Origin of the sequence: Leifsonia shinshuensis, from assembly GCF_031456835.1 — a bacterium.
Classification (GTDB): Bacteria; Actinomycetota; Actinomycetes; order Actinomycetales; family Microbacteriaceae; genus Leifsonia; species Leifsonia shinshuensis_C.
This window is the reverse complement of sequence record NZ_JAVDVK010000001.1, coordinates 2,118,226-2,144,485: the sequence shown is the minus strand read 5'-3', so window position 1 is coordinate 2,144,485 and position 26,260 is coordinate 2,118,226. Positions and strand designations below refer to the sequence as shown.

Here is a 26,260-nt window from a genome sequence, read left to right as displayed (position 1 = left end):
CCGGAAGCGTGCACTTTTCGTGTACTCGACGGAGGGGGAGGGCGCGGGTCAGCGGAGGAAGCGGGCGAGGGCGGCGGTGAGGGCGGCGCGGGCGTCGGCGTCGGAGATCGTGGCCTCGTCGTCGCCGGGCTGGTGGCCGTAGTCGCCGAACTGGGCGTGGTTCATCCCGGCGATCTCGACCAGTTCGGCGTCCGCGGGAAGCAGGTGCCGGGCCGCCGCGATCTTCGCCGGGGTGCTGAGGCCGTCGCGTCCGCCGCCGATCGACAGCACGCGGAGGTCGGAGTTGCTGAGGTCGTTCGCGCAGTACGACCCGAAGAGGATGAGTCCCTCGACCTCCGGGTCGTCCGCCAGCTGGCAGGCGCGCACCCCGCCCAGGGAGTGCCCGCCGACGTACCAGTGATCCACGTCCGGCGCGTGACGCGTGAACGTGCTCAGCGGGCGCTGGTCGAAGAAGGCCAGGTCGAGGGTGGGTTTCGTGATGGCGACCGTCAGCCCCGTCTCCTCCACGGCTCCCGACAGCTTGGACAGGTAGGCGTACGGGTCGACCAGCGCCCCCGGGACGAAGACGAGCCCCGTCCCGGATGCTGCGCCGGTCGGCTCCATCACCACCGCATCCCCCGCATCGTGGATGCTGACCGCCGGATTCCGCCACGCCTCCAGCGCCGCCGCCCGGTCGCCCATCATCGGGGTCGACGCCCAGGCGAGGAAGCCGACGACGACGAGCGCGACCACGGAAACGCTCGCGATGGCGACGTTCCGGATGGCGCGCGGAGTTCTTCTGGACGCGTTCACGCACGTAGCGTACCCTGACAGTAAGCCTGCTGACTAATCACTTGGCAAGGGAGTTCGCATGTCGTCTCGGACACGCTGGGCCGGGCTGGTCTTCATCAGCGTCGCCGTGGCTCTGATCATCGTCGACTCGACGATCGTCAACGTCGCCATCCCCTCCATCGTGGACGAACTGCACATCGGCTCCACCGGCGTCCAGTGGGTGCAGGAGTCGTACACCCTCGTCTTCGCCGCCCTGCTGCTGGTCTTCGGCACGCTCGCCGACCGGTTCGGCCGTCGCCGCATGATGCTGACCGGCGTCGTCATCTTCACCCTGGCGTCGGTCGCGGCCGCGCTCGCGCCGACCGGCGCGTTCCTGATCGGCGCGCGGCTGGTGCAGGGTGTCGGCGGCGCGATGATCCTGCCCACCACGCTGTCGCTCATCAACGCGGGCTTCCGCGGCAAGGAGCGCGCCCTCGCCTTCGCCGTCTGGGGCTCCACGATCGGCGGCATGACCGCCCTCGGACCGCTGCTCGGCGGCTGGCTGACCACCGCCTTCTCCTGGCGCTGGGCGTTCGGCATCAACATCCCGCTCGGCATCATCATCGTGATCGGCGTGCTGGCGACCGTGCCCGAGTCGCGCGACACCCGCAATGCGGAGAGCGTGGACTGGGTCGGCGCGCTGCTGTCCGTGATCACCAGCGCGTCCCTCGTCTTCGGCCTCATCGAGGGGCGCACCTACGGTTGGTGGCTGGTGGACACGCGTCCGTCGATCGGCGACTGGACCTGGCCGTTCGCCCTGTCGCCGGTGCCGATCGCCTTCGCCGTCGCGATCGTCGGCGGCGTGCTCTTCGTGCTGCGCGGCCGCGCCCGGTTGAAGGCCGGCCGCAGCACCATGCTCGCGCTCGACCTTTTCCGCATCCCCTCGTTCCGCAACGGCAACATCGCGGCGACGATCGTCGCGCTCGGTGAGTTCGGCATCGTGCTGGCGCTGCCGATCTGGCTGCAGAACGTGCTCGGCTACAGCGCGCTCGACACCGGCCTGATCCTTCTCGCGCTCGCGATCGGCTCGTTCGTCGCCAGCGGCTTCGCCGGAGCGTTCGGCAACCGCATCCCCGCCGTGACCGTCGTGCGCGTCGGCCTGGTCGCGGAGATCGTCGGCGTCGCCGGGCTCGGTCTGGTGATCACGGCGACCACCCCGTGGGGCGCGCTGCTGCCCTTCCTCTTCGTCTACGGCTTCGGCGTCGGTCTCGCGACCGCGCAGCTGACCGGCGTCGTGCTCCGGGATGTGCCGGTCGACCAGAGCGGGCAGGGCTCCGGGACCACCAGCACGGCCCGCCAGATCGGTTCGGCGCTCGGCATCGCCGTGCTCGGGACGGTGCTGTTCGCATCCACCACGGTCGTGCTGGACGACAGCCTGCAGGACCGCGGGGTGCCGGCGGCGCAGCGCGACCAGCTCGTCTCCGCGGTCGTCGACAGCTCGGGCGCCGCGATCGCCGCCCTCGAGAAGGATCCGCGCACGGCGCCGATCGCCGCGGACGCCAAGACCGCGTTCAGCGACGGGACCCGCTGGGCTGCGTTCTCGGCGGCGGGGTTCCTGGTGATCGGCCTGGTCGCGACGCTGTCGCTGGGCAGCGGGCGGCGGCGGGAGGACGAGGATGCGCGGGGCGGCGAGTCACCGTCCGATGCGCCCGTGGCGGAAGCCGCGCCGGCCGCCCCCGCGGCTGCCGGAGCACCCGGCGACGCGACTCCTCGCTCGGAACTGACGGCCGACGACGTCGCGTCGATGGTCCAGCGTCTCGCGGACGCCCTCGAGGCCGACCCGCAGCTCGAGCGGGCGACCGCCGCCGCGAAGCGGCTCGACCGCCGATCGCGCGCGCTGCTGACCCGCTTCTTCAGCGACCTCGCCCGCGACTGACCGCTCAGGGGCGCGCGCCGCCGCATCGCGCAGCCGCGCTGGACGCCGCCGCCTCGGCGGTCGCTCAGTCCCGCGCCTCCTGCACGTCGCGCGCCTTGAGCGTGCGGTAGGTGGTGACGGGATGCGTCCCCAGCACGATCTTGCCGCGCGAGTGCAGGTTCTGCAGGTCGTCGTAGGCGTACGCGATCTCGTCCAGCGGGTAGAAGCCGGAGATGAGGAGCGTGAACGCGCGCTCGTCCGCCAGCTGGGCCAGCCGCGCGAGCTGGGCGCTGCCGTGGGCGACCGTCTCCGGGTCGTCCTGGAGCAGCCGCAGCTCGGTGTCGCGGCGGTCCGCGCTGGACCGGTAGCGCGACGGCGGCACGCCGAGCGACTCGGCGAGCGCACGTCCGTCCTGGCCGAAGTTGTCGATCAGGCAGGTGACGCCGTTGGGGGCGTGCTCGCGGATGCGGTCCTCGATGCCGTCGCCGTAGCGCACCGGCTTGATCCCGAGCTGGCGCAGGTAGTCGAAGTTGCGGTCGCCGCAGGTGCCGATCACCCGCGCGCCGCGGTGCTTGGCGAGCTGGGCCTCGATGCTGCCGACCGCGCCGGCGGCGGCCGAGACGACGACGGTGTCCGTGTCGCCGACGCGCAGGTCGTCGAGCGTGTCGAGTGCGGTGACACCCGCGAGGTAGAGCCCGCCCGCGACCTCCCAGGCGACGTGCGGCGGCTTCGGCACGACGGCCGCCGTCGGCACCACGAGGTACTCCGCATGCGCGCCGGTCCGCACGTGACCGATCACCTCCGCGCCCCGCCGGAAGCGGCCTGCGGCATCCGGCACCACGACGATGCCGGCGAAGTCGCTCCCCGAGGCCCGCGGGAAGGGCTCGTCGGCCCACGCCTCCTCACGGCCGCTGCGGATGAAGCCGTCGATGTGGCTGATCCCCGTGGCGACGACCTCGACGATCACCTCGTCGCGTTCCGGTGTCCGCAGCGGGCGGGTGCGCTTCTCGAGCACATCCACGTCGCCGTTGCGGTCGTACTCGACCACCATCGTGTCGCTGTAGGTCTTGGCCATCGTCGGTCACTCCTTCTCGCGCTGCTCTAGTCGTCCGGCAACCACAGTTCGCCCGGCCGGTACGATCCGAAGCTCCACTCGCGACCGCCCGGGTCGAGCACGCGAGCGCGGCGGCCGCCCCATTCGGTGTCTCCCGGAGGGAAGACCTCGGTCGCGCCCGCCGCGATCGCACGGGCGTACGCGGCATCCACGTCGGGCGTGACGAGGTAGACGCCCGCGCCGGTCGAGACGCCGACCAGCGGGGGAGGAGGCTGCGTCGTGTCGGTGCCGAGCATCACGACGGTGTCCTGCCACCGCAGTTCGCAGTGGGCGACCGTCCCGTCCGGTGCCTGCTGGCGCTGCAGAACGTCGAACCCGACCGCCTCCAGCCACTCGATCGCCGCAGCGGCGTTCCGGTAGCTCAGGTAGACGGCCGACGAGATCATCGGTCCAGCTCTGACCCCTGCGCCTGGGGCGGCCGCGCCCGCAGGTCGGAGCGGATGCCGTCGAGCACCGCGTGGACGGAGACCCGCTTCGTCTCCGTGTCGACGATGTTCGCGGGCACGGTGACGATCAGCCCGGACTGGTAGAAGGCACGGATGCGGAACCCGCCGGCCCAGGAGCTGTCGGACTCGTTGTCCGTCTCGGATCCGCCCGACAGCTCGAAGCGCAGCAGACCGGTGCGGCTCTCGACGCGCGTGACGACCTGTGCGCCGGGCGTGCCGTCGTCGATGACCTCGCTGGCCACGACGATGGTGTCGGTGAAGACGCCGACGCGCAGCGTGACCGTGGAGAGCCCGGACGCTGCCGCGGCCCCCAGGTAGATGATGCGCTCGTCGCCGACGGCGAGCTCCAGCTGGCGCAGAAGCACCGGGTACCAGTCGGGGTTCGTGCCCAGCAGTTCCACCAGGCCCCGCTCCGCGTGAAGCAGTGCTCGGAGCTGCTCCTGGATCGTCGCGGTGTCCGTCATCGGGTGCCCTCCTCGTGAGCCGTGGCGCGTGTTCGACGCCCCGCTCCCAGCGTATCGCTAGCCAGGCTAGAAAAGCGATCTTCTCGTGTTCCGGATGCTGAGAACACGAGAAGGGGAGGGGCTGTCCGGCCCCTCCCCTTCAGCGCGGGATGCGATGCGTCAGCGCCGCGGGTCGTTCCGTCCCGGCGTCCCCGCCCCGAGCGCGAGGGTCTGCTGAAGGGCGGTGTACTCCGGCTTCGGCTGCAGGTTCTCGTCGTAGATCGTGGCGGCGCCTTCGCCCGCGAACACGCCCGGCACCCACGAGTACGCGTCGCCGAATCCCCACACCGTGTACGACAGGCACGAGCGCACCGCAAGGCAGGCCTGCAGCGTCGACGTGTACCCGCCGACCTGCGCGTTCTGCTCCACCGGCGTCACCGGCAGAGTGGTCCGCACATCCACCTCGGTCTCTGCGACCTTGAGCCCCAGGTCCGAAAACCGCTGCAGGTTGCTCTGCAGGTCCGGCAGCGGGTACTGCGTGTCGAGGTGCGTCTGGAAGCCGACGCCGTCGATCGGGACGCCCTTCGCCTTCAGGTCGCGGACGAGTGCGTAGACCGCATTGCTCTTCGGGCCGGTGAACTCGATGTTGTAGTCGTTGTAGAAGAGGAGCGCCTTCGGATCGGCCTGGTGCGCCCAGCGGAACGCGTCCTCGATGTAGCTCGGCCCCAGCTTCTGCAGCCAGATGCTGTCGCGCAGCGTGCCGTCGTCGTTGAACGCCTCGTTGACGACATCCCACTGCCAGATCTTCCCCCGGAAATGCGTGACCTCGTCGATGACGTGCTTCTTCAGGATGGCGCGCAGCTGGTCGGCGCTCATGGACGGCGCGGCGGCGGTCAGCCACGCGGGCAGCTGGCTGTGCCAGACCAGGGTGTGTCCGCGCACGAGCTGGTCGTTCTGCTCGGCGAAGGCGACCAGCCGGTCGGCGGCGGACCAGTCGTAGGTTCCCTGCGTGGGCTCGACCACCTCCCACTTCATGACGTTCTCCGGCGTCACCGACGAGAACTGCGTCGCGGTGATCGACCGGTAGGCGTCGTCGGATGCGAGGGCGTCGGTGTTGACGGCCGTCCCGATGCGAAGACCGGACTGCGCGGCGAGTGCCCGCAGCGAGGTGTCCTGCCCGGGATTGTGGTGGCCGGCCGGCGTGGATGGGGTGCCTGCGAAGGCGGCGCTCTGGGTGAGGATGACGGCTCCGGCCCCGATCACCGCGGTGGCGACAAGACCGGCTCGAAAACGTGATGTCACGCTGATACTCCTTTGTATGCGTCGGGCTCCGGCGAGCGTCGGTGCCCGTCCCGAATTTGTTGCGTCATCCACCCAATGCCGCCCCCGAACGGGTGTCAAAAGTTTTGGAAAAGCCGTGTGCGCTGTGGGAAGCTCGCGCCGCGCGAGCGCCGAGACGCGTCGCGGCGCTGCGATTTGTGCCAAATCGCGGTTATGCGAGGCCCAAAACCAAGATTTGGCACAAATCGCGCGAGCGGTGAGGGGCCCGGGCGGGAATGCCTTCGCGGACCGACGGTTATATAGTTAGCGCATATAAACAATCGACTCCACGTACTGGCACGCACACCGACAAGGACTCCCGTGGCTCGCACCGGCATCTTCACCAAGGACCACCCGCACTACCGCTGGGTGGCGCTCTCGAACACCACCCTCGGCATGCTCATGGCGACGATCAACTCGTCGATCGTCATCATCTCGCTGCCCGCCATCTTCACCGGCGTCAAGCTGAACCCGCTCGAGCCGGGCAACGTGTCCTACCTGCTCTGGATGCTGATGGGCTACATGCTCGTCACCGCCGTCCTCGTCGTCATGTTCGGCCGGATGGGCGACCAGTTCGGCCGCGTGCGCATCTACAACCTCGGGTTCGTCATCTTCACGCTCGCCGCGATTGCGCTGTGCCTCGACCCGTTCACCGCCGGGCCCGGGGCGCTCTGGCTGATCGCCTGGCGGTTCGTGCAGGGCATCGGCGGTGCCATGCTGTTCGCCAACTCGACCGCGATCCTCACCGACGCCTTCCCGGCGAACAAGCGCGGCTTCGCGCTCGGCCTCAACCAGGTCGCCGCGATCGCGGGAAGTTTCATCGGCCTGATCCTCGGCGGCGTGCTCGCCGAGATCGACTGGCGTGCCGTCTTCTTCGTGTCGGTGCCGTTCGGTGTCATCGGCACCATCTGGTCCATCAAGTCGCTGCACGAGGTCGGGCAGAAGAACCCGGGCCGCATCGACTGGCTCGGCAACGCGACCTTCGGCATCGGGCTCATCGCCCTGCTCACCGGGATCACCTACGGCATCCAGCCCTACGGCGGCTCCAGCCAGGGCTGGGGCAACCCGTGGGTGCTCGGCGCGATCATCGGCGGACTCGTGCTGCTGGCCCTCTTCGTCGTCGTCGAGCTGAAGGTGCCCGCGCCGATGTTCGACATGCGCCTGTTCCGCATCCGGGCGTTCTCCTCCGGCATCTTCGCCGGCTTCCTCGCCGCGATCGGCCGCGGCGGTCTGCAGTTCATGCTGATCATCTGGCTGCAGGGGATCTGGCTGCCGCTGCACGGTTACAGCTACGAATCGACGCCGCTGTGGGCCGGCATCTACATGCTCCCGATCACGATCGGCTTCCTCATCGCCGGACCGATCTCCGGTGCGCTGTCCGACCGGTTCGGCTCGCGCGCCTTCGCGACGGTCGGCCTGCTGCTCGTGGCCGCGACCTTCGTGGGGCTGCTGCTCATCCCCGTGAACTTCGAGTACTGGCAGTTCGCCGTGCTGACCGGCCTCAACGGCATCGGGTCCGGCCTGTTCTCCTCGCCCAACCGCACGGCGATCATGAACAGCGTGCCCGCGAACGAACGCGGGGCCGCGTCCGGGATGGCCGGTGTCGCCCTGAACGCCGGAAGCTCCCTCTCGATCGGCATCTTCTTCTCGCTCATGATCGCCGGGCTGTCGGTGGCGCTCCCGTCCGCGCTGACGAACGGCCTGACCTCGCACGGCGTCCCGTCGAACATCGCCGCGCAGGTCGGCAACACCCCGCCCGTAGGTTCGCTGTTCGCCGCGTTCCTCGGCTACAACCCCATCCAGAGCCTGCTCGGCCCGACCGGCATCCTCACCGCTCCGCACGTCGACGGCGCCACGCTGACCGGCAAGGAGTTCTTCCCGCAGCTGATCTCGGGGCCGTTCCACGACGGGCTCGTGGTCGTCTTCATCGCCGCCGCCGTCATGAGCGTCATCGGCGCCGTCGCCTCCTTCCTGGGCGGGGGCAAGTATGTTCATGAGGAGGCCGCCGCGATTCCGACGCGGCAGGCCACCGAGGAAGGCGAGGAAGTCGGTGCCCAGCGCGCATGAAGCTGACGAGCGGCCGGCGGCCGGACGCGACGACGATGTCCCCGGCCGCCTGGCCCTGGCCGTGGGGCGGCTGAACCGCCGCATCCGGTCGTCCACGGGAGGGCTCAGCCACGGGCAGCTCTCCGCCCTGTCCACGATCGTGCGCAGCGGTCCTCTCCGGCCCAGCGAGCTCGCCGCGATCGAGGTTGCGGCGGCCCCGACGATCACGCGGATCGTCGCGGAGCTGGAGGCGCGCGGCCTCGTCGAGCGGACCCCCGACCCGGAGGACCGCCGCTCCCTGTTCGTCTCGGGAACCGAGTCGGGCAGCGCCCTGCTCCTGGAAGCGCGCTCGGACCGCGCCCGCGCGGTCGCGGACGTGCTCGCGGAGCTCGCCCCGGAGCAGATCGACGCGATCCGCGCCGCCCTCCCCGCACTGGAGCAGGCCGCGCAGGTCGCGCCGCCGCCCACCGCATCCACCCTCTGACCCCCGAGTCGCGCGCTCCACTCGGCGTCGAGTCGTGACATCTGGTCGCCACTCGACCCGGATTCGCGCATCCACTCACGGTTGGATGGACGGCGACGGTAGGCGCGCCGGCGCGCGTCGGCGGCGGGTCAGGCGACGGACAGCAGCGCGGCCGCGACGACGGCCAGCACGAGCCCCGCCCACTGCACCGGCGCGACACGCTCCCGCAGCACGACGGCGGCGAGCAGGATGGTGCCCGCCGGATACAACGCGACGAGGACGGACATCGTGGTCAGGTCGCCCAGCCGCAGCCCGAGCAGGATGAGCAGGTTCGCCGACGCGTCGAGCGCTCCGGCGGCGACGGCGATCCCCGAGCGGCGAGCGTCGAGCCGCGGGCCGGTTGCCGCCCGGCGGCGGCTCCGCAGCACGAGCAGGGCGACGACCGACCACATCACCGCCCCGTTCACCGCACGGTTCGCGATCAGCGGCACGACGCCGGAGTCCGACGGCGTCTGGTCGAGCAGGATGAGGAACACGCCGATCATCGCGCCGGCCCCCACCGCCATGAGCAGCGCGCGGAGGCTCGGCCGCACGGCGCCCTTCTCGGGGACGAAACCGACGAGGACCACGGCGACCAGCGCCATCCCGAGTGCGATATAGCCGAGCACCCCGAAGCGGTCGCCTCCCAGCAGACCCCACGCCATCGGCACGAGAGCCGACACCAGGGCCGTCAGCGGCGACAGGATGCTCATCGGCCCGAGCGCGAGGCAGGCGTAGAGCAGACCGACCGCGATGGAACCGACCAGCCCCGACAGCACGCCCCAGCCCAGCGCGGCCGCGGACCAGACACCGCCCGCCAGCGGTAGCGCGAGGAGCAGCAGGAGGAGCCCGCTGATCGCGCCGACAGCGGTGGTGCGCACCGGGCCGATGCGCCGGGCGGCCACGCCGCCGAAGAAGTCGGCGGAACCGTAGACGATGGCGCTCAGCAGCCCGAGGACTGCCGCCGGCATCAGCTCCCGGCCAGACGGTACGTGTGCAGCACGGCCCCGCCGACGAACCGGTCCAGGGCGGCGAGCTCGAACGTCCACTTCTCGTGGTCGTCCGGGAAGATGCGCAGGCCGCCTCCGACCATCACCGGGTAGGTGAGCAGGCGCAGCTCGTCGACGAGCCCCCACACCAGCAGCGACCGGACGAGGGATGCGCTCCCCGCCACGAGGATCGGGCCGCCGTCGCCCTCCTTCAGGGTCGCGACGGCGGAGCGGACGGGCGGCTCGAGGGCGGTCGCGTTCCAGGTCAGCTCGCCCGGGCGGGAGGTGGCGACGGACTTCGGCATGGCGTTCATCTTGTCGGCGAACTCGCCGTCGCGCGGCGGCCAGGCGTCCGCGAACTGCTCGTAGGTGCGGCGTCCCAGCAGTAGGGACTCGGCCTCGAGCACCTCCCGCAGCTTGAAGGCGCGGAGGTCCTCGGTGCTGAACGGGATGGTCCAGCCGGAGTGCGGATGCGTGGGCTCGCCGCCGGGAGCCTCGACGACGCCGTCGAGGGTCATGAACTCGGTCACGATGAGCCGCCGCATGTGGGCGATGGTACCGGAGCAGGGGTGTGGACGGGCGGGTTCTCCACAGATCCGTCGCAGCCGGGGAAGCCGTCAGGGGCCGCCGTTACGATCGATGCATGAGCGACACCTCCGGCTGGGTCCCCGACGACAGGGATGCGCCTCCTCTCGATGAGGAGCCGCCCTTCCTCGAGTACGACGACCCGTATGCGGGCGCTCCGGAGTGGGAGGGTGCTGGGCCGGCGCCGGCGCTCGCTCGGGCGGCGGCTCCGGTGCTGCCGGTCGTGCGTGCCACTCCGCCGCGCTTCGGCACGGCGCATGAGGCGTTGCGCACGGTGTTCGGCTACGACACGTTCCGCGGTCAGCAGCAGGAGATCATCGAGCGCGTGGCCGGTGGCGGCGACGCGGTCGTGCTCATGCCGACCGGCGGCGGCAAGAGCCTCTGCTACCAGATCCCGTCGCTGCTGCGCGAGGGTACGGGCGTGGTCGTCTCCCCGCTCATCGCCCTCATGCAAGACCAGGTGGATGCGCTCATCGCGGTCGGCGTGCGCGCCGCCTTCCTGAACTCCACGCAAGACGGCGCGGCCCGTGCCGCGGTCGAGCGGGCGTACCTCGGCGGCGAGCTCGACATCCTCTACGTCGCCCCGGAGCGCCTGTCGTCGGAGTCCACCAAGCGCTTCCTCGAGCGCGGCCGCATCGCGCTGTTCGCCATCGACGAGGCGCACTGCGTCTCGCAGTGGGGACACGACTTCCGTCCGGACTACCTGGCGCTCTCCGAACTCGCCGACCGTTGGCCGGACGTCCCCCGCATCGCCCTGACGGCCACCGCGACGGAGGCCACCCACCGTGAGCTGACGTCGCGGCTGCGGCTCGAGGGCGCGGAGCACTACGTCTCCGACTTCGACCGGCCGAACATCCAGTACCGGATCGTGCCCAAGGCCGAGCCGCGCAAGCAGCTGCTCGACTTCATCACGCGCGAGCACCCGGGCGACGCCGGGATCGTCTATGCGCTGTCGCGCAACTCGGTGGAGAAGACGGCCGAGTTCCTCTCGTCGCGCGGCCTGACCGCGCTGCCGTATCACGCCGGTCTCGACGCGTCGGTGCGCGCAGCGACCCAGTCCCGCTTCCTGCGCGAGGAGGGCGTGATCGTCGTGGCGACCATCGCCTTCGGCATGGGGATCGACAAGCCCGACGTGCGCTTCGTCGCCCACATCGACCTGCCCAAGTCGGTCGAGGGCTACTACCAGGAGACGGGCCGTGCCGGGCGCGACGGCCTGCCGTCGACGGCGTGGCTGGCGTACGGCCTGCAAGACGTGGTGCAGCAGCGCCGCATGATCGACGACTCGCCGGGCGACCTCGCGCACCGCCGCCGGATGACGCAGCACCTGGATGCGATGCTCGCCCTGTGCGAGACGGTCCAGTGCCGCCGCGTCAATCTGCTCGCCTACTTCGGCCAGAACTCCTCGCCGTGCGGCAACTGCGACACCTGCCTGACCCCGCCGGAGAGCTGGGACGGCACCATCCCCGCCCAGAAGCTGCTGTCGACGGTGGTCCGCCTGAAGCGCGAGCGCAACCAGCGGTTCGGGGCCAGCCACCTGATCGACATCCTGCGCGGAAAACGCACGGCACGCGTCGAGCAGTACGGCCACGACGCCCTCGCCACCTGGTCGATCGGCGACGACCTGTCCGAGAGCCAGTGGCGCGGGGTGGCCCGGCAGCTGATCGCTCAGGAGCTTCTCAAGCCCGAGGGCGAGTACGGCGTGCTCACGATCACCCCGGCGAGCGCCGAAGTGCTCTCCGGCGCCCGCCCGGTCATCCTGCGCACGGAGCCCGATCGCCCGGAACGCGCGGCCCGCTCCTCCCGCAGCAGTGCGTCCTCGGCCGACGCAACGCTGTCGCCCGCCGACGCGGACCTCTTCGAGGCCCTGCGCGGCTGGCGCGCCGCCCAGGCCCGCGAGCAGTCGGTCCCCGCCTACATCGTCTTCTCCGACGCGACCCTCCGAGCGGTGGCCGCGGCCCGCCCCGCGACGCCCTCCGATCTCGACGGCATCCCCGGCATCGGGGCGAAGAAGCGCGAGGCCTACGGAGAGGCGCTGCTGGCGGTGGTCGCGGCATCCGGCGCGGCGGCTCCGGTCGCGGGGTAGGGGCGCCGGGGGCTCGGGCGCTCTCGTCGCGGTGTTGGCGGGGGCAGGGGCGCCTGCGCGGCCACCGCTGACGGAAGCTACCGTCGGAGATCTGCAGCCGTTCGCCGGAGATCTGGCCGATAGCGCCCCGATTCTCCCTCTCCAGAGCGTTGCGTCGGAGATTTGAGCACCTTTTTCCGACGCAAGGGGTGGCCCCTGAGACCTGTCGGGCAAGTGTCGGAGATCCGGCCGGGCACAACCCGGTGCTGCTTTTCCGGCCCGTTGGATCGGGAGCCAGGCCCGTCCATCGATAGCCGGGGGCCCGCCGTCCCGGACGCAGACCGTACGTCGGAGATCTGTGACCGTGTGTCGGAGATCCGGCCGGTTACGCCCCGGATCTCCTTCCCCAGAGCGTTGCGTCGGAGATTTGAGCACTGTTCTCCGACGCAAGCACCTCCGCGGAGCCCGACGAACGCAAGCACCTGCGGGGGCCCACCAGCGCAGACGCGCAGAGAGCCCGGCCGCCATGCGACCGGGCTCTCGGGTGCGCACGCGTCAGGCGGCGCGGCGACGCCCGCCGCGCGCGAGCAGGAGCGCGCCCCCGGCCCCCGCGAGGAGCAGCGCCGCGCCCAGCGGCACCGTCACGTCGGAGCCCGTCGCGGCGAGACCGGCTCCAGTTCCGTCCGCGGCGACGGCGGCCGCCGCCACCGTGATGGCGACGCTCGCCGTCGCGCCCGACGTCCGGCCCAGCAGCACGAGCGTGTGCGCCCCGGCCGGAACCGTCGCGGGAATAGTGACCGACGCGGTGACCGATCCCGTCGGCCCGGCCGTGACGACCGCGAGAAGCACGGGGTCGGAGTGCAGCCACACCTCCACCTGCTCCCCGGCGGCGAAGCCGCTCGCCGTCACCGAGACCTGCCCGCCGGCCGCGACCGACCCGCTGGAGACGGTCGCGACCGGGGCAACGGGAGTCCCGCCCCCGCCGGACCCGCCGGACCCGCCCGACCCACCGGTCCCTCCAGAGCCGCCCGACCCACCAGAGCCACCCGACCCACCGTTCCCCCCACCCGGAAGCACCGCGCACGACACGGTCCCCTGCCGCAGCGCGTGGCCGCCGTCGTTCGTGTCGTCCGCCCAGATCGCCGGCTTCAGCCCGTTCACGCACTCCGCCTGCGGCGCGACCGCGAAGCCTTCGTTGTTGTAGTCCGGCATCCCGCTGGGGCGCGCGAACGCGGCCGTCACCTGGAACGTCCCGGCCCCCGTCCCGCCGGATGCGACGGTAAGCAGTTCGTGCTGCCCGTGGCACGTGTCGTCGCAGACCGCCCAGATCGCCTGCCGCTCGGCGTCGAACTGGAGGTCCATGACGCCGGGCATCCCGGTCGAGATGGTCGCGACGCGCGTGAATGTGCCGGATGCCGCCAGCGCGTAGGCGTAGACGTTGCCGTTGGCCTCCAGCCCGGCGAAGAACAGGCCGCTGCCGTGGCCCGGGTACCGCGCGGGGTCGTACGCCTGGCCGGTCGTCGCATCCACGAAGCCGTTGCCCGTGAGGTACGCGTCCGGAACCCAGGTCACCGCCTCGAGGCCCAGGTTCGCTCCCACGGCGGGGAGGTCCGCGGTGAGGTTCCAGTCCGCCGTGGCCGTGAGCGACGTCCCGGGCTGCGACGGGTCGAAGCGCAGGATCGCCGGGCGGCTGACCGTGTTGGCGGAGTTGTTGCGCTCGGTCGAGACGTAGATGCCGCCGTCGGGGCCGGCGCCCGTGATGGTCACGCCCTCCGAGTCGGGGTCTCCAGTGCCGTCGGTGTAGTGCAGCGCCTTGCCCGCGCTCCAGCCGTTCGCGGTGTCCGGCGTCCAGGCCGTGCCGTTCCAGAGCAGGCGGAACAGCGTTCCGGGGCCGTTCTTGACCGCCCAGAGCACGCCCGGCGCACCGGTGCCGGAGGCCTGGTAGTACAGGCCGCTCATGTTCCCGCCGAGCACGTTCGCCGCATCCACCTCGCGGATGTCCGACCCGCCGGGCCACGCGGCCAGCTGGACGTCTCCGGGGCACGCATTCGGACCGTTCTTGGTTGATGCGCTGGTCGTCGTGAACGCGCCGGTCCCGTTCGGGCAGCGGCCGTAGGTCGTCGTGGCGTGTGCCGTCCACGTGTACGAGTCGATGAGCGTGGACCCGTCGGGCGCGAACAGCCGCGCCTGGTCGGCGCTTCCCAGCCCGAACAGCGAGGAGACGTCCGCGGTGTAGTACCCGCCGGCTGCCAGGGTCGTGCCGGTCGGGATGACGAAGGCGTCCGTGTCCTTGTCGTCGCGCAGGATGTAGCCGCCCAGGTCGGCCGCGGTGGCGCCGGTGTTGATCAGCTCGATCCAGTCGGACGTGTCGCCGTCCGACTCCACCTCGTTGATCTTCACCGAGACGGGCGGCGTGCTGCAGTCGTTCGCCGCGCCCTGCGTGGAGGTCGTGGTGTTGCGGAACGCGCCCGTGCCGTCGGGGCAGCGACCGTACGTGACGGCGGCGTGCGCCGTCCATGTGTAGCTGTCGACCAGCGTGTGCTGCGGGTCGAAGAGCCGCGCGGAGTCGCCGCTGCCCAGGCCGAAGCCCAGCGTGGCGTCGTCGATGACGACGTAACCGCCGGCCGCGATGACCGAGCCGGACGGCAGCGGCACAGCGGTGTGGGTGTCGTCGTTGTCGAGCACCGACCAGCCGGTGAGGTCGACATCCTGGGCGCCCGTGTTCTTCAGCTCCACCCAGTCGGGCCCGCCGCCGGGCGCGCTGGACTCGACCTCGTTGATGACGACGGACGGCGTGGCCGCCGACGCGGGGGCCGCTGCGGCGAGCGCCGCGGTGGCGCAGAGCCCGGCGACCGCCAGTGCGGCCAGCCCTCTCCAGTGAGTGCGCACGGATGTTCTCCTCGGGATGACGTGGTGCGGGTTCCGGGTGCGGCACGGATGCCGGGAGCGTCGCTGAGAGGACGCTCAGACGCAGCCTCCGGGATGCGGGCGAACGCGCGGTGAACGGCAGCCGACGATCCGGTGGCGCAGCGCGCATCCACCTCGGCGAGGGCTGTACCCCACGCACTTCGGGCCGTACCCCTTTGCGAACCGCGCGGTGCAGGGTACGGTGCGTGATTCATGCGGGCGACCAGGGAATTCCTTCCGGCCGCCCGACGTTATGACATTGAACGATTACTGCGGCGATCTCGAAGGAGGAAGCAGGAGATGGCACGAATGATCGAGGAGCTCGAGGACGAGACCGGCGCCGTCATCAAGTACAAGCGTCACGCGAACGGTCGGGGACTCGTGTCCCCGACGGCGCGGGTGGCCGAGTCGGCTTACATCGAGCCCACGGCCTACGTGGAGGCGGATGCACGCGTCGGGATCGACGCCTACGTCGGCGCGGGCAGCTGGATCGACAAGGGAGCCACGGTGGGTGACCGCACCTTCGTGGGCGCGAACGTCCACATCGGCGCGGGATGCGTCGTCGGCTCCGGCGTGAAGATCGGCAGCGGCGCGAAGCTCGGCGAGAACGCGATGGTCGGCAACGGCGCGCGCATCGAGCGCGACGCGCAGCTCGCCGCCGGGTCCGTCGTGGAGCTGAAGGGTTCGGCGGCGGCTCGCGCCGCCCTCGCGACCCCGCTCCGGGCGCCGCGTCCCCAGCAGGGGCGCGACCTGCGGACCCCGCGGGCGCCCCGCCGGGCGGCCTAGCCGGATCGGCGGCGCCGGCAGGCCCGGCGCCGCCGCGACCGCGGATCGAAGCGCCGCTCCCACTCGGGGGCGGCGCTTTTTCGCGCTCTGCAGCAGGGCGGGCGCTTGTTCCTTCACCACCAGCCCGGACACCCGCATTTGGAGGTTCCCACAACGCCGGGGTCGCACGTCCACCCGGCCGTTTGTAGGCGGCGCACCGACGTTTTCGCCAGTCCCGGCGGGCGTCGTAGCGTGTCCTCATCCCGCGATTTTCTTGAGGAGAGGTCATGGTCGACACTGCCGAACGCGTCCCGAACGCTGTCTCCACCACCACCCCGGCGCCCGCCGTCCCGGAACCCGGACCCGTCGGTGCATCGCCCCGCGTCGACGTGGAGGCGCTGGGCCGCCAGCTCCTCGGAGACTGGGCGGAGGCGCGGCTGGCGTCGCGCCGGCTCGCGGGGCGTCCCGAGATGCAGAAGCAGGAGGGCCTGTCCGTCGCCGAGCACCGGAAGCGCGTGTTCGAGCAGCTGAGGCTGCTGGTCGAGAACGGCCAGGTGCACCGCGCCTTCCCGAAGTCGGTCGGCGGCGAGGAGGACAACGGCGGCAACATCGCCGCGTTCGAGGAGCTCGTGGCGGCCGACCCGTCCCTCCAGATCAAGTCGGGCGTGCAGTGGGGCCTGTTCGGCGCCGCCGTGCTGCACCTCGGCACCGAGCGTCACCACACCGCCTACCTGCCCGCCATCATGTCGCTGGAGGTGCCGGGCGCGTTCGCGATGACCGAGACCGGGCACGGCTCCGACGTCGCGAGCATCGGGACCACCGCCACCTACGACCCGGAGACGCAGGAGTTCGTCATCGACACCCCGTTCCGCGGGGCGTGGAAGGACTACCTCGGAAACGCCGCGGTGGATGCGACCGCTGCGGTCGTGTTCGCGCAGCTCATCACGCAGAACGTGAACCACGGCGTGCACGCCTTCTACGTGCCGATCCGCGACGCCAACGGCGACTTCCTGCCCGGCGTCGGCGGCGAGGACGACGGCCAGAAGGGCGGACTGAACGGCATCGACAACGGCCGGCTGCACTTCACCGGGGTCCGCATCCCGCGCACCGATCTCCTGAACCGCTACGGCGACGTGGCGGAGGACGGCACCTACACCTCGCCGATCTCCAGCCCGGGGCGTCGGTTCTTCACCATGCTCGGCACGCTGGTGCAGGGTCGCGTCTCGCTCGACGGGTCGGCGACCATCGCATCCAAGATCGCCCTGAAGATCGCGATCACCTATGCGGACCAGCGGCGCCAGTTCACCGCGGGCAGTGACACCGACGAGGAGGTGCTGCTCGACTACCAGCGGCACCAGCGCCGCCTGCTGCCGCGCCTCGCGACGACGTACGCGGCGAGCTTCGCCCACGAGGTCTTCCTGCACAAGTTCGACGACGTCTTCAGCGGCGTCGCGGACACGGACACCGACCGGCAGGACCTCGAGACGATCGCGGCTGCACTCAAGCCGCTCAGCACGTGGCACGCGCTCGACACGCTGCAGGAGGCGCGCGAGGCGTGCGGAGGGTCCGGCTTCCTGACCGAGAACCGGCTCACGTCGCTCCGCCAGGACCTGGACATCTGGGTCACCTTCGAGGGCGACAACAACGTCCTGCTGCAGCTGGTCGCGAAGCGCCTGCTCACCGACTACAGCCGCAAGTTCGCGAAGGCGGACGCCGGCGCGCTCGCCCGCTACGTCGTCACCCAGGCGGCGGGCAAGGCGTACCACGGCAGCGGGCTGCGGAGCGTCGCCCAGACGGTCCGCGACTTCGGCTCGACGGCCCGCGCGGTCAACTGGCTGCAGGAGCCGTCCACCCAGCGCGAGCTGCTGACGGCGCGCGTCGAGACGATGATCGCGACGATCGCGGGACGCCTGCGCCCCGCATCCAAGCTGGGCAAGAAGGCGGCCGCCGACCTGTTCAACGCGCAGCAGAACGACCTGATCGAGGCCGCCCGCGCCCACGGCGAGCTGCTGCAGTGGGAGGCGTTCACGGACGCCCTCGAGGACGCGCCGGACGAAGGCACCAAGCAGGTGCTGACCTGGCTGCGGGATCTGTTCGGCTTCGGGCTGATCGAGAAGCACCTCGCCTGGTACCTGATCAACGGCCGGCTCTCGCCGCAGCGGGCGCAGGCGGTGTCGGCCTACATCGACCGGCTGCTCACGCGCATCCGCCCGCACGCCGTCGACCTGGTGGATGCGTTCGGCTACGGCCCCGAGCTGGTGCGCGCGAAGATCGCGTCCGGCGCCGAGGCGGAGCGCCAGGCCGAGGCCCGCGCGTACTACGCCGAGCGCCGTGCCGACGGCACCCTGCCGCCGCACGAGAAGTCGCAGAAGAAGCGCTGAGGCTTGGCGGGCGGCGTCGCGTCGCTCGCCCCGGCCCGGTCGCGCGATTTGTGCCAAATCGTGGTTATGGCGCTCCCATAACCGCGATTTGGCGCAAATCTCTCGCGTTCCCGCCCGCCGCGCAGGATTCGTGCCGAATGGCAGCAACCGCGGCGCCGGTGCGTTCATTCGTGACGAATGTCGCGCGCCGCCGGGTGCGATTTGTGCCAAATCGTGGTTATGGCGACGCGAATACCGCGATTTGGCACAAATCGTGAGCTCGCGAACGCGCGCGTCAGAGCAGGCCGAGTGCGCGCACGGCGTCGCGCTCCGCGACGAGCTCCGCCACCGACGCGTCGATGCGCGAGCGCGAGAAGGCGTCGATCGCGAGGCCGGGGACGATCCGCCACGCGCCGTCCACCGAGCGCACCGGGAACGACGAGACCAGCCCCTCCGGCACCCCGTACGACCCGTCGGACACCACGCCGGCGCTGGTCCAGCGCTCGCCCGTGCCGTGCACCCAGTCGTGCACGTGGTCGATCGCGGCGCTCGCCGCCGACGCGGCGGACGACGAGCCGCGCACCTCGATGATCTCGGCGCCGCGCTTCGCGACCCGGGGGATGTACTCGTCCACGAGCCAGCGCTCGTCCACCAGTTCGGTGGCCGGGCGGCCGTCCACGGTCGCGTGGCTGAGGTCCGGGTACTGGCTGGCCGAGTGGTTGCCCCACACGATGACGCCGTCGACGGACCGGACGGGCACGTGCAGGTGCCGGGCGAGCTGCGCGACCGCGCGGTTGTGGTCCAGCCGGGTCATCGCGGAGAACCGCTCGCGCGGGACGTCCGGCGCGTGCGCGCTCGCGATGAGGGCGTTCGTGTTGGCCGGGTTGCCGACGACGAGCACGCGGACGTCGTCCGCGGCGCCCGCGTTGATCGCCTCCCCCTGGGGTCCGAAGATGGCGCCGTTCGCCTCGAGCAGGTCGCTCCGCTCCATCCCCGGTCCGCGCGGGCGCGCGCCCACCAGAAGCGCGATGCTGGTGCCGTCGAACGCCGCCCGGGCGTCGTCCGTCACGTCGACGGAGTGCAGCAGCGGGTATGCGCCGTCCTCCAGTTCGAGGGCGGTCCCCTCCGCCGAGCGGACCCCGGCCGGGATCTCCAGCAGTCGGAGACGCACCGGCGTCTCACGCCCGAGCAGCTGCCCCGACGCGATCCGGAACAGCAGCGCGTAGCCGATCTGGCCGCCTGCCCCGGTCACGGTCACGGTGACGGGCGAAGGGGACGGAGACGGGGTGGATGCGCTCACGCCGCGAGCCTAAACCGCAGCCCGGGCGACCGCGCAAGCCCCGAGACCGGCCGCGCGCCGCGGCGTACGGTGTGCCCATGACGTTCGATCCGAATGCCGACATCAGCGGCGGCAAGGTCCGCCGCCGTGGCCGCACCACTGGGATCGCCGCCGGAGGCGTCGGCCTCGGCGCGATCGCGGTGTTCCTAATCGCCCAGCTGCTCGGCGTGGACGTGACCGGGCTCGTCGGCGGCGACTCCGGCGGCAGCACCCAGCAGATCGGGACGGGCGACCAGGAGGTGGCCTGCACGACGGGCGCCGAGGCGAACGCGAGCGTCGACTGCCGGATGAAGGGAGCGGCCGCCTCGCTCGACACGTACTGGGCGGACGAGCTGCCGCGCCTCGGCGGCAGCTACGAGTCGCCGCAGTTCATCCTGTTCACCGACCAGACCAGCACCGGATGCGGCGGAGCCACGAGCGCGGTGGGGCCGTTCTACTGCCCGCCCGACCGGACCCTGTACGTCGACACCGGCTTCTACGACGAGCTGCGGTCGCGGTTCGGCGCGAGCGGCGGCCCGCTGGCCGAGATGTACGTCGTCGCGCACGAGTGGGGCCACCACATCCAGAACATCTCCGGGATCATGGACCAGCACACCAGCCGCGAGACCGGACCGGCGTCGGACAGCGTCCGCACCGAGCTGCAGGCGGACTGCTTCGCCGGGAGCTGGGCGGGCGCGGCGTCGACGACGAAGGACGAGAACGGGCGCACCTTCCTCGAGCCGATCACGGATGCGCAGATCGCCGACGCGCTCAGTGCGGCTGCCGCGGTCGGCGACGACCGCATCCAGAAGGCAGCCACGGGACGCGTGAACCCCGAGGGGTGGACGCACGGCTCGGCGGAGCAGCGTCAGCGCTGGTTCACCACCGGCTTCCGTCAGGGCGCCGCCGCCTGCGACACGTTCTCGGTTCCGGCCTCACGTCTCTGAGCGTCACCGGGCGTCGGTGTCGACGGCGTCCAGAAGGAGCCCGACGGCGTCACGAACGGGGCCCGGCCGCGTCTCAAGGGGTATGTCCCCTTCCACTCTGACGGTCCCCGAGGGGATCGCTCTGCTCCTGCTGCGCGACTCCGACGGCCGACGCGCGGTCGAGGCGGGGACGTTCGACGCCCTGCTCGCGGCGGGTGCGCTCGCCGAGCTGGCGGTGGACGGCGCGATCGACCTCGACGCGGGCGAACGGGTGGTCGTGGCCGGCGGAGCCCGTGCATCCCGAGCACGACGCCTCGATCTCACGCTCCACCGCATCCTCGACGAGGTGGCGGCATGCCCGCCTCAAAAGGACGAGTGGTGGGTGGCCCGGCTTGCGGGCCTGGCGCTGACCGACGGCATCCTCGACGCCCTCGTCGGCCGCGGCATCCTGGCCGAGCGTCCGCGGACCTTCCTCGGCCACCCGGTGGCGCCCGCCTACCCGGCCCTCCGGTCCGACGAGGAGGAGGCACTGCGCGACGCCCTCCGCTTCTCGCTCGCGGTGGACCACCACCCGGCCCCGCGGGTCGCCGCGACCATCGCGCTCCTCGACGTGATCGGCCGCCTCCGCCACGTCGCCGGCTTCATCCCCGACGGCGGTCTCGACCTGCGCTCCGGCCAATGGCCCGCTGCCGCCCTCCAGGCGTGGCTGCTGGGCCGCGACCCGGTCGCCGGTGGCGCGCTGCGAACATCCATCGAGCGCGGTGACGCCGGCTGAGCGGCCCCGGGCACTAGCCTGGCGGAATGCGCACCCTCTACCCGGAGCTCGAGCCGCACGACAGCGGGATGCTGGAGGTCGGCGACGACCAGCAGCTCTACTGGGAGGTGAGCGGCAACCCGGACGGCAAGCCCGTCGTGTTCCTCCACGGCGGCCCCGGCGGCGCGACGACCCCGGCGCACCGGCGCCTGTTCGATCCGGAGCTCTACCGCATCGTGCTGTTCGACCAGCGGATGTGCGGACGCAGCCTCCCGCACGCCAGCGCGCCGGACGCCGACCTCGCGGTGAACACCACCTGGCACCTCGTCGAGGACATCGAGCGGCTGCGCGAGCACCTGGGGGTGGACCGCTGGCAGGTGTTCGGCGGTTCGTGGGGGAGCACGCTGGCCCTCGCGTATGCGGAGACGCATCCCGACCGTGTGACCGAGCTGGTGCTGCGCGGGATCTTCACCCTGCGCGCGCAGGAGCTGGACTGGTTCTACGAGGGCGGCGCCGCGGCACTGTTCCCCGATCTGTGGGAGGGCTTCGTCGAGCCCGTACCCCCGGCGGAGCGGTCGCACCTGATGCGCGCCTACCAGCGCCTGCTCTCCGACCCGGACCCGGCGGTGCACCAGCCCGCCGCGGTGGCGTGGTCGCGCTGGGAGTCGTCCACGATCACCCTGCTGCCGCGTCCGGAGCTCGTCGAGTCGTTCACCGAGCCGGCCTACGCCGTCGCCTTCGCGCGCATCGAGAACCACTTCTTCATGAACGGCGGGTGGTTCGAGGAGGGCCAGCTGATCCGGGATGCGCCGAAGCTCGCGGGCATCCCGACGGTGATCGTGCAGGGCCGCTACGACGTCTGCACGCCCCCGATGACGGCCTGGGACCTGCACCGTGCACTGCCGGAGGCGGACCTGCACATGATCCCGGACGCCGGGCACGCCTTCGACGAGCCGGGCATCCTGGATGCGCTGATCGAGGCGACCGACCGTTTCGCCGGCAAGGAAGCGCCCGAGCAGGACGACGCGGCCGAGCAGGACGACGCGACGGACGCCGATGGGCCCGACGCCGAGGAGCCGGACGGCTCAGCCGGCTAGCACCGCCAGCGCCTGCCGCAGCTGCGTCGACGACGTGGTCATCGTGTACGGGAAGTACACGACCTCGACGCCGACCGCGGCGAACTCACGCTCGAGCCGCAGGCCCTTCTCGGTGCCGCGCCAGTCGTCGCCCTTGAAGAACACGTCGAACCGGAGCTCGCGCCAGGTGTCGAGCTTGTCGGGGACGGTCTCGGCGACCGCCTCGTCGACGTACTCGATGCTGCGCACGATCTCGAGCCGCTCCGCCAGGGGGATCACCGGGCTGATGCCCTTCGTGAGCTCGAGCATCTCGTCGGAGACGACGCCCGCGATCAGGTAGTCGCACTGGCTCTTGGCGTGCTTCAGGATGTTCAGGTGTCCGATGTGGAACAGATCGAACGCCCCTGCGGCGTAGCCGACGCGTCGGGTCACGGGCTTCCCCCCTTTGGTTGAGATATCCTCACCATTCTGGCGGATTAGTGAGGATTTGTCACCAGGGGGATCGGATCCTGATCAGACGCGGCTCAGCAGGGCCTCCGCGACCGTCTCGACGAGGGGGGTGAGCTGGGCGAGGGACTGTTCGAAGACGGCCTTCGAGCGCCCGTACGGGTCGACGATGTCCCCCTCCGCACCGCCCCGGGGCGTCGAACGCCCGCGGCCCAGCGGCCTCGGCGGCCGGTGCGACGCGGCCCAGGCGACGAGTTCGCGCGGGGTCGTGTCACCGGGGGCCGCCCCGCAGAGCTGGGCGAACTCGGCCAGGGTGAAGGCCCGGCGGGCGGCGCGCGGCGCAGCGGAAGCCACCCACTCGCGGTGCGCGAAGGTGGCGGTGAGGATGAGATCCGCCCGCTCGAGCATCGGAGGATCCGCCTGCCGCGCACGGTGGCCCCGGACGTCGAGACCCCTCGCCTCGAGCAGGCGGGCCATCGGCGGGTCCGCCGACCAGCCGGTCATCGCCTCCGTGCCGGCCGACTCGACGCGGAAGCGCCGGTCATCCGCCAATTCTGTGGCGAGGAGCGCTTCCATCGCGGGCGATCGGCAGATGTTCCCCGTGCAGAGCGCGAGGACCCGGAACGGATCGTGTGCGGACATCCCACCATTCTCTCCGATGCGCCGGGCGTGGCCGCGACCACACCCGAAAGGGGGTGATTCCCGGCGTGGCGTGCTACGGTCTCACGCTGTTAGATTGGTTGATTTTGACCTGGCACCTCGCCGCGGCGTTTGCTAGGGTCGCCTTCAACCTCGGCAGGAACTGGTCTCCCCTGCCACTCCCGTTCGTACTACCCGACGTTTGGATAGCACCCCTCTATGTCCCGACACCCTGCCCACCGTATCGAGACCCCTCGGACGGCAGGCGCGAAGAAAGCGCGCCTGCGAACCGGAATCGCACTAGCGGCCAGCGCGGCCGTCGCGGCCACCGCTGTCGGCGTGACCGCCGCCGGCGCCTTCGCCGCCCAACCCACCTATGTCGCCGCCCGGCAGATCGCCGCCGACAGCTTCGACCGCACCGCGCAGAGCGGTTGGGGCGCTGCCCCGATCGGCGGCGCGTACAGCGTGAGCAGCGCAGCGGCCTTCTCGGTCGGCTCCGCCGCCGGCACCCAGGCCGTTCCGCGGCCCGGTGCGTCACTGAACGCCACCCTGCCGTCCGCGACGGCGTCGGATGTCGATGCTGCGACCACGGTCGTGCTCCCGTCCGTCCCCGCCAGCGGCAACGGCGTCTACTCCGGCGTGCAGGTCCGCTCCACGGCCGGCGCGTACTACCAGGCCAGCTTCCGGGTGGACTCCGCCAAGCGCGGTCTGCTCTCCATCATCCGCGTCAACGGTTCGACCGCGCGTCAGACCGTCGTCGCCGCTGAGAAGGTCGTCGTCTCCTCGGTCGCCGCCGGCCAGCCCATCCGCCTGGAGCTCCGGGCCACCGGCACCGACACGGTTGCACTGAGCGCCCGTGCCTGGGTCGCGTCCACGACGACGCCGGACTGGCAGGTCACCGCGGGCGACAACTCCATCGACCGGCTCACCCACCCGGGCGGCATCGGACTGTGGAGCTACGTCTCCAGCAGCTCCACCGCGGTCCCCGTGCGCTTCGACGACCTGAAGGCCGCGGCCCTCGAGGTCGAGCAGCCGGGCGACCCGGGACCGGTCGTCACGCCGACGCCGACCCCGACCGAGACCACGACGCCGACTCCGACGCCCACGCCGACGACGACGCCCGCTCCGCCGGTGACTGCTCCGCAGCCTCCGGTGACCGACCCCGGGTCGACCCCGACCACCGGACCGGACACCAGCATCGACCAGTCGTCCGCACGCACCGCGACCGGCGCCGCGCCGATCGGCAGCACGTCCTACGCCGTCCCCGCGGGTGCCTACTTCGTGGCGACGAACGGCAGCGACGGCGTGTCGCGGTCGACCGAGTCCGCCCCCTGGAAGACCGTCCAGCACGCGGTGGACGCGGTTCCGTCCGGTTCCACCGTGGTGGTCCGCGGCGGCACGTACCACGAGACCGTGACCATCCCGCGCGGCAAGCAGGTCACCATCCAGTCGTACCCGAAGGAGGCCGTCTGGTTCGACGGCAGCCGCACGGTGTCGAACTGGGCCCACTCGGGTTCCGCCTGGGTCGCCGGCAGCTGGAACGTCAACTTCGACGACAGCCCCACGTACGACCGGGGCGCCCCCGACGGCACGGCGGCAGGCTGGCAGTTCGTCAACCCGGCCTACCCGATGGCCGCGCACCCCGACCAGCTGTTCCTCGACGGCCGCGCGCTGAAGCAGGTCTCCTCCCGCTCCGCGGTGACGGCCGGCACGTTCTACGTGGATGAGGGCGCTCACCAGCTGGTGCTCGGCTCCGACCCGTCGGGCCACGAGCTGCGCGCCAGTGACACCGTCAAGGCGTTCGTGGTGCTCGGCGACGGCAGCGCGCTGAAGGGCATCGGCATCCGCCGGTACTCGCCCTCCGTGCCCGACATGGGCGCCGTGCAGGTGTACGCCAACCGGGCCACCATCGAGAACGTCGCCATCACCGACAACGCCACGACCGGACTCGCCATCGGCGGTACGGACGGCACCCTGACCCGCGTCACGGTCGCCCGCAACGGCATGCTGGGTGCGCAGGCGACCTACTCGGACCGCCTCAAGGTCAACGGCATGCTCGCCGACCACAACAACACCGAGCACTTCAACCGCGCGCCGGTCGCCGGTGGGTTCAAGGTCGCCCGTGCCCGCGACATCACCGTCCTGAACAGCAACTTCCTGAACAACGACGGCAACGCGCTGTGGTTCGACGAGTCGGTGTACGACGCGAAGATCGCCAACAGCGACATCGTGGGCAACTCGGGCAACGGCCTGGTCGCCGAGATCTCCGCGAAGTTCGCGATCGCCAACAACGTGATCGCGCAGAACGGCATCGCCGGCATCCTCGTCAGCGACACCAACGGCGCGGACATCCGCAACAACACGATCACCGGCAACGCCCGTGACATCAACATCACCCAGGGCTTCCGCCGGGCGAGCGACCTCTCCACCGCCGGTCACGACCCGCGGCAGAAGCTGCCGGACCCGACGGTCACCTGGATCACGGGCAACATCAGCGTCGTGAACAACGTGCTCTCCAACAGCACCGGCAACGCCGTGCTCGCGGTCGAGGACTACAGCCACGAGCGTTCGGCCGCCCAGATGGGCATCACCCTGAACGGCAACGTCTACCAGCGGACCTCCGCCGGAGACCCGTCGTGGCTGATCATCTGGTCGCGCGGCGCGGGCAACCCGGCCGTCTACGGGTCGCTGGCGGAGTTCACGTCGGCCACCGGCCAGGACCGCACGTCGCGGTCGTTCGACGGGCAGAGCGTCCTGACGAGCGGCTTCGACCCGCTGCCGCTGGTCGCGTCGCTCACCTCGGCGCTGGCTCAGCCGCTGCCCGCGGCGACGGCTCAGCTCATCGGCAAGCCGGCCGGCGCACTGCAGCTGGGCGCCTGGAGCTGATGCTCCGGAT

The 26,260-nt window shown here is 71.3% G+C and carries 21 protein-coding genes; 10 read left to right on the top strand and 11 right to left on the bottom strand.

What is annotated here, in order from left to right; genetic code table 11:
* Positions 1 to 48: 48 nt before the first annotated feature.
* Positions 49 to 792 (bottom strand): alpha/beta hydrolase, encoded by a 744-nt coding sequence (locus tag J2W45_RS10490; protein WP_310131561.1) that lies wholly within the window; start codon positions 790 to 792, stop codon positions 49 to 51.
* Positions 793 to 850: 58 nt separating this feature from the next.
* On the opposite strand from J2W45_RS10490, the gene J2W45_RS10485 reads away from it, so the two are divergent.
* Positions 851 to 2,686, top strand: coding sequence for an MFS transporter (locus tag J2W45_RS10485; protein ID WP_310131559.1), 1,836 nt, complete (start codon positions 851 to 853; stop codon positions 2,684 to 2,686).
* 64 nt (positions 2,687 to 2,750) lie between these two features.
* On the opposite strand, the gene J2W45_RS10480 is transcribed toward J2W45_RS10485, so the two are convergent.
* The 4 genes from J2W45_RS10480 to J2W45_RS10465 all read right to left on the bottom strand — a co-directional run bounded on the left by J2W45_RS10480 (position 2,751) and on the right by J2W45_RS10465 (position 5,970).
* Positions 2,751 to 3,740 carry an NADP-dependent oxidoreductase gene (locus J2W45_RS10480; RefSeq protein ID WP_310131556.1) on the bottom strand — a complete coding sequence of 330 codons (990 nt, stop codon included), beginning with the start codon at positions 3,738 to 3,740 and terminating at the stop codon, positions 2,751 to 2,753.
* A gap of 26 nt (positions 3,741 to 3,766) precedes the next feature.
* On the bottom strand, positions 3,767 to 4,165 hold the full coding sequence (locus tag J2W45_RS10475) for a VOC family protein (RefSeq protein WP_310131553.1): 399 nt from the start codon (positions 4,163 to 4,165) through the stop codon (positions 3,767 to 3,769).
* Positions 4,162 to 4,689 (bottom strand): hypothetical protein, encoded by a 528-nt coding sequence (locus tag J2W45_RS10470; RefSeq protein ID WP_310131551.1) that lies wholly within the window; start codon positions 4,687 to 4,689, stop codon positions 4,162 to 4,164. The genes J2W45_RS10475 and J2W45_RS10470 overlap by 4 nt, the downstream gene beginning before the upstream one ends.
* Before the next feature lie 159 nt (positions 4,690 to 4,848).
* Positions 4,849 to 5,970 carry an endo-1,4-beta-xylanase gene (locus J2W45_RS10465; RefSeq protein WP_310131549.1) on the bottom strand — a complete coding sequence of 374 codons (1,122 nt, stop codon included), beginning with the start codon at positions 5,968 to 5,970 and terminating at the stop codon, positions 4,849 to 4,851.
* Positions 5,971 to 6,309: 339 nt separating this feature from the next.
* Here J2W45_RS10465 and J2W45_RS10460 point away from each other — a divergent pair, with 339 nt between their 5' ends.
* A complete protein-coding gene (locus J2W45_RS10460) occupies positions 6,310 to 8,055 on the top strand; it encodes an MFS transporter (RefSeq protein ID WP_310131546.1) in 1,746 nt (581 codons plus the stop codon).
* Positions 8,039 to 8,518, top strand: coding sequence for a MarR family winged helix-turn-helix transcriptional regulator (locus J2W45_RS10455; protein WP_310131543.1), 480 nt, complete (start codon positions 8,039 to 8,041; stop codon positions 8,516 to 8,518). Before J2W45_RS10460 ends, J2W45_RS10455 begins: the two co-directional genes overlap by 17 nt.
* Positions 8,519 to 8,646: 128 nt before the next feature.
* Here J2W45_RS10455 and J2W45_RS10450 read toward each other — a convergent pair whose 3' ends face one another.
* Together J2W45_RS10450 and J2W45_RS10445 are read right to left on the bottom strand one after the other, a co-directional pair.
* Entirely contained in the window at positions 8,647 to 9,507 is an 861-nt protein-coding gene (locus J2W45_RS10450) for an EamA family transporter (protein WP_310131541.1), read from the bottom strand.
* The gene (locus J2W45_RS10445; protein WP_310131539.1) at positions 9,507 to 10,070 is read right to left on the bottom strand and encodes a dihydrofolate reductase family protein; all 564 of its coding nucleotides are present in this window, start codon (positions 10,068 to 10,070) and stop codon (positions 9,507 to 9,509) included. Before J2W45_RS10445 ends, J2W45_RS10450 begins: the two co-directional genes overlap by 1 nt.
* Positions 10,071 to 10,168: 98 nt before the next feature.
* Here J2W45_RS10445 and recQ point away from each other — a divergent pair, with 98 nt between their 5' ends.
* Entirely contained in the window at positions 10,169 to 12,193 is a 2,025-nt protein-coding gene (gene recQ / locus J2W45_RS10440; protein WP_310131535.1) for a DNA helicase RecQ, read from the top strand.
* A gap of 534 nt (positions 12,194 to 12,727) precedes the next feature.
* On the opposite strand, the gene J2W45_RS10435 is transcribed toward recQ, so the two are convergent.
* Positions 12,728 to 15,061 (bottom strand): lamin tail domain-containing protein, encoded by a 2,334-nt coding sequence (locus tag J2W45_RS10435; protein ID WP_310131533.1) that lies wholly within the window; start codon positions 15,059 to 15,061, stop codon positions 12,728 to 12,730.
* A gap of 318 nt (positions 15,062 to 15,379) precedes the next feature.
* On the opposite strand from J2W45_RS10435, the gene J2W45_RS10430 reads away from it, so the two are divergent.
* Both J2W45_RS10430 and J2W45_RS10425 read left to right on the top strand, forming a co-directional pair.
* The gene (locus tag J2W45_RS10430; protein ID WP_310131531.1) at positions 15,380 to 15,865 is read left to right on the top strand and encodes a DapH/DapD/GlmU-related protein; all 486 of its coding nucleotides are present in this window, start codon (positions 15,380 to 15,382) and stop codon (positions 15,863 to 15,865) included.
* 266 nt (positions 15,866 to 16,131) lie between these two features.
* The gene (locus J2W45_RS10425; RefSeq protein WP_310131528.1) at positions 16,132 to 18,225 is read left to right on the top strand and encodes an acyl-CoA dehydrogenase family protein; all 2,094 of its coding nucleotides are present in this window, start codon (positions 16,132 to 16,134) and stop codon (positions 18,223 to 18,225) included.
* Positions 18,226 to 18,499: 274 nt separating this feature from the next.
* On the opposite strand, the gene J2W45_RS10420 is transcribed toward J2W45_RS10425, so the two are convergent.
* Complete coding sequence (locus J2W45_RS10420; protein ID WP_310131526.1) at positions 18,500 to 19,504, bottom strand: malate dehydrogenase; 1,005 nt, start codon at positions 19,502 to 19,504, stop codon at positions 18,500 to 18,502.
* A gap of 77 nt (positions 19,505 to 19,581) precedes the next feature.
* Here J2W45_RS10420 and ypfJ point away from each other — a divergent pair, with 77 nt between their 5' ends.
* From ypfJ to pip, 3 genes are all read left to right on the top strand, one after another.
* On the top strand, positions 19,582 to 20,469 hold the full coding sequence (ypfJ, locus tag J2W45_RS10415) for a KPN_02809 family neutral zinc metallopeptidase (RefSeq protein WP_310131523.1): 888 nt from the start codon (positions 19,582 to 19,584) through the stop codon (positions 20,467 to 20,469).
* An 82-nt stretch (positions 20,470 to 20,551) separates the two neighbouring features.
* Entirely contained in the window at positions 20,552 to 21,223 is a 672-nt protein-coding gene (locus J2W45_RS10410; RefSeq protein ID WP_310131519.1) for a GOLPH3/VPS74 family protein, read from the top strand.
* A gap of 26 nt (positions 21,224 to 21,249) precedes the next feature.
* Positions 21,250 to 22,299, top strand: a complete 1,050-nt coding sequence (pip, locus tag J2W45_RS10405) for a prolyl aminopeptidase (protein ID WP_310131517.1) — start codon at positions 21,250 to 21,252, stop codon at positions 22,297 to 22,299.
* On the opposite strand, the gene J2W45_RS10400 is transcribed toward pip, so the two are convergent.
* Entirely contained in the window at positions 22,288 to 22,710 is a 423-nt protein-coding gene (locus J2W45_RS10400) for an FAD synthase family protein (RefSeq protein ID WP_310131515.1), read from the bottom strand. The genes pip and J2W45_RS10400 overlap by 12 nt on opposite strands.
* Before the next feature lie 81 nt (positions 22,711 to 22,791).
* The gene (locus J2W45_RS10395; protein WP_310131512.1) at positions 22,792 to 23,367 is read right to left on the bottom strand and encodes an arsenate reductase/protein-tyrosine-phosphatase family protein; all 576 of its coding nucleotides are present in this window, start codon (positions 23,365 to 23,367) and stop codon (positions 22,792 to 22,794) included.
* A gap of 336 nt (positions 23,368 to 23,703) precedes the next feature.
* Between J2W45_RS10395 and J2W45_RS10390 the strand changes: the two genes are divergently transcribed.
* On the top strand, positions 23,704 to 26,250 hold the full coding sequence (locus tag J2W45_RS10390) for a right-handed parallel beta-helix repeat-containing protein (protein WP_310131511.1): 2,547 nt from the start codon (positions 23,704 to 23,706) through the stop codon (positions 26,248 to 26,250).
* Positions 26,251 to 26,260 lie beyond the last annotated feature (10 nt).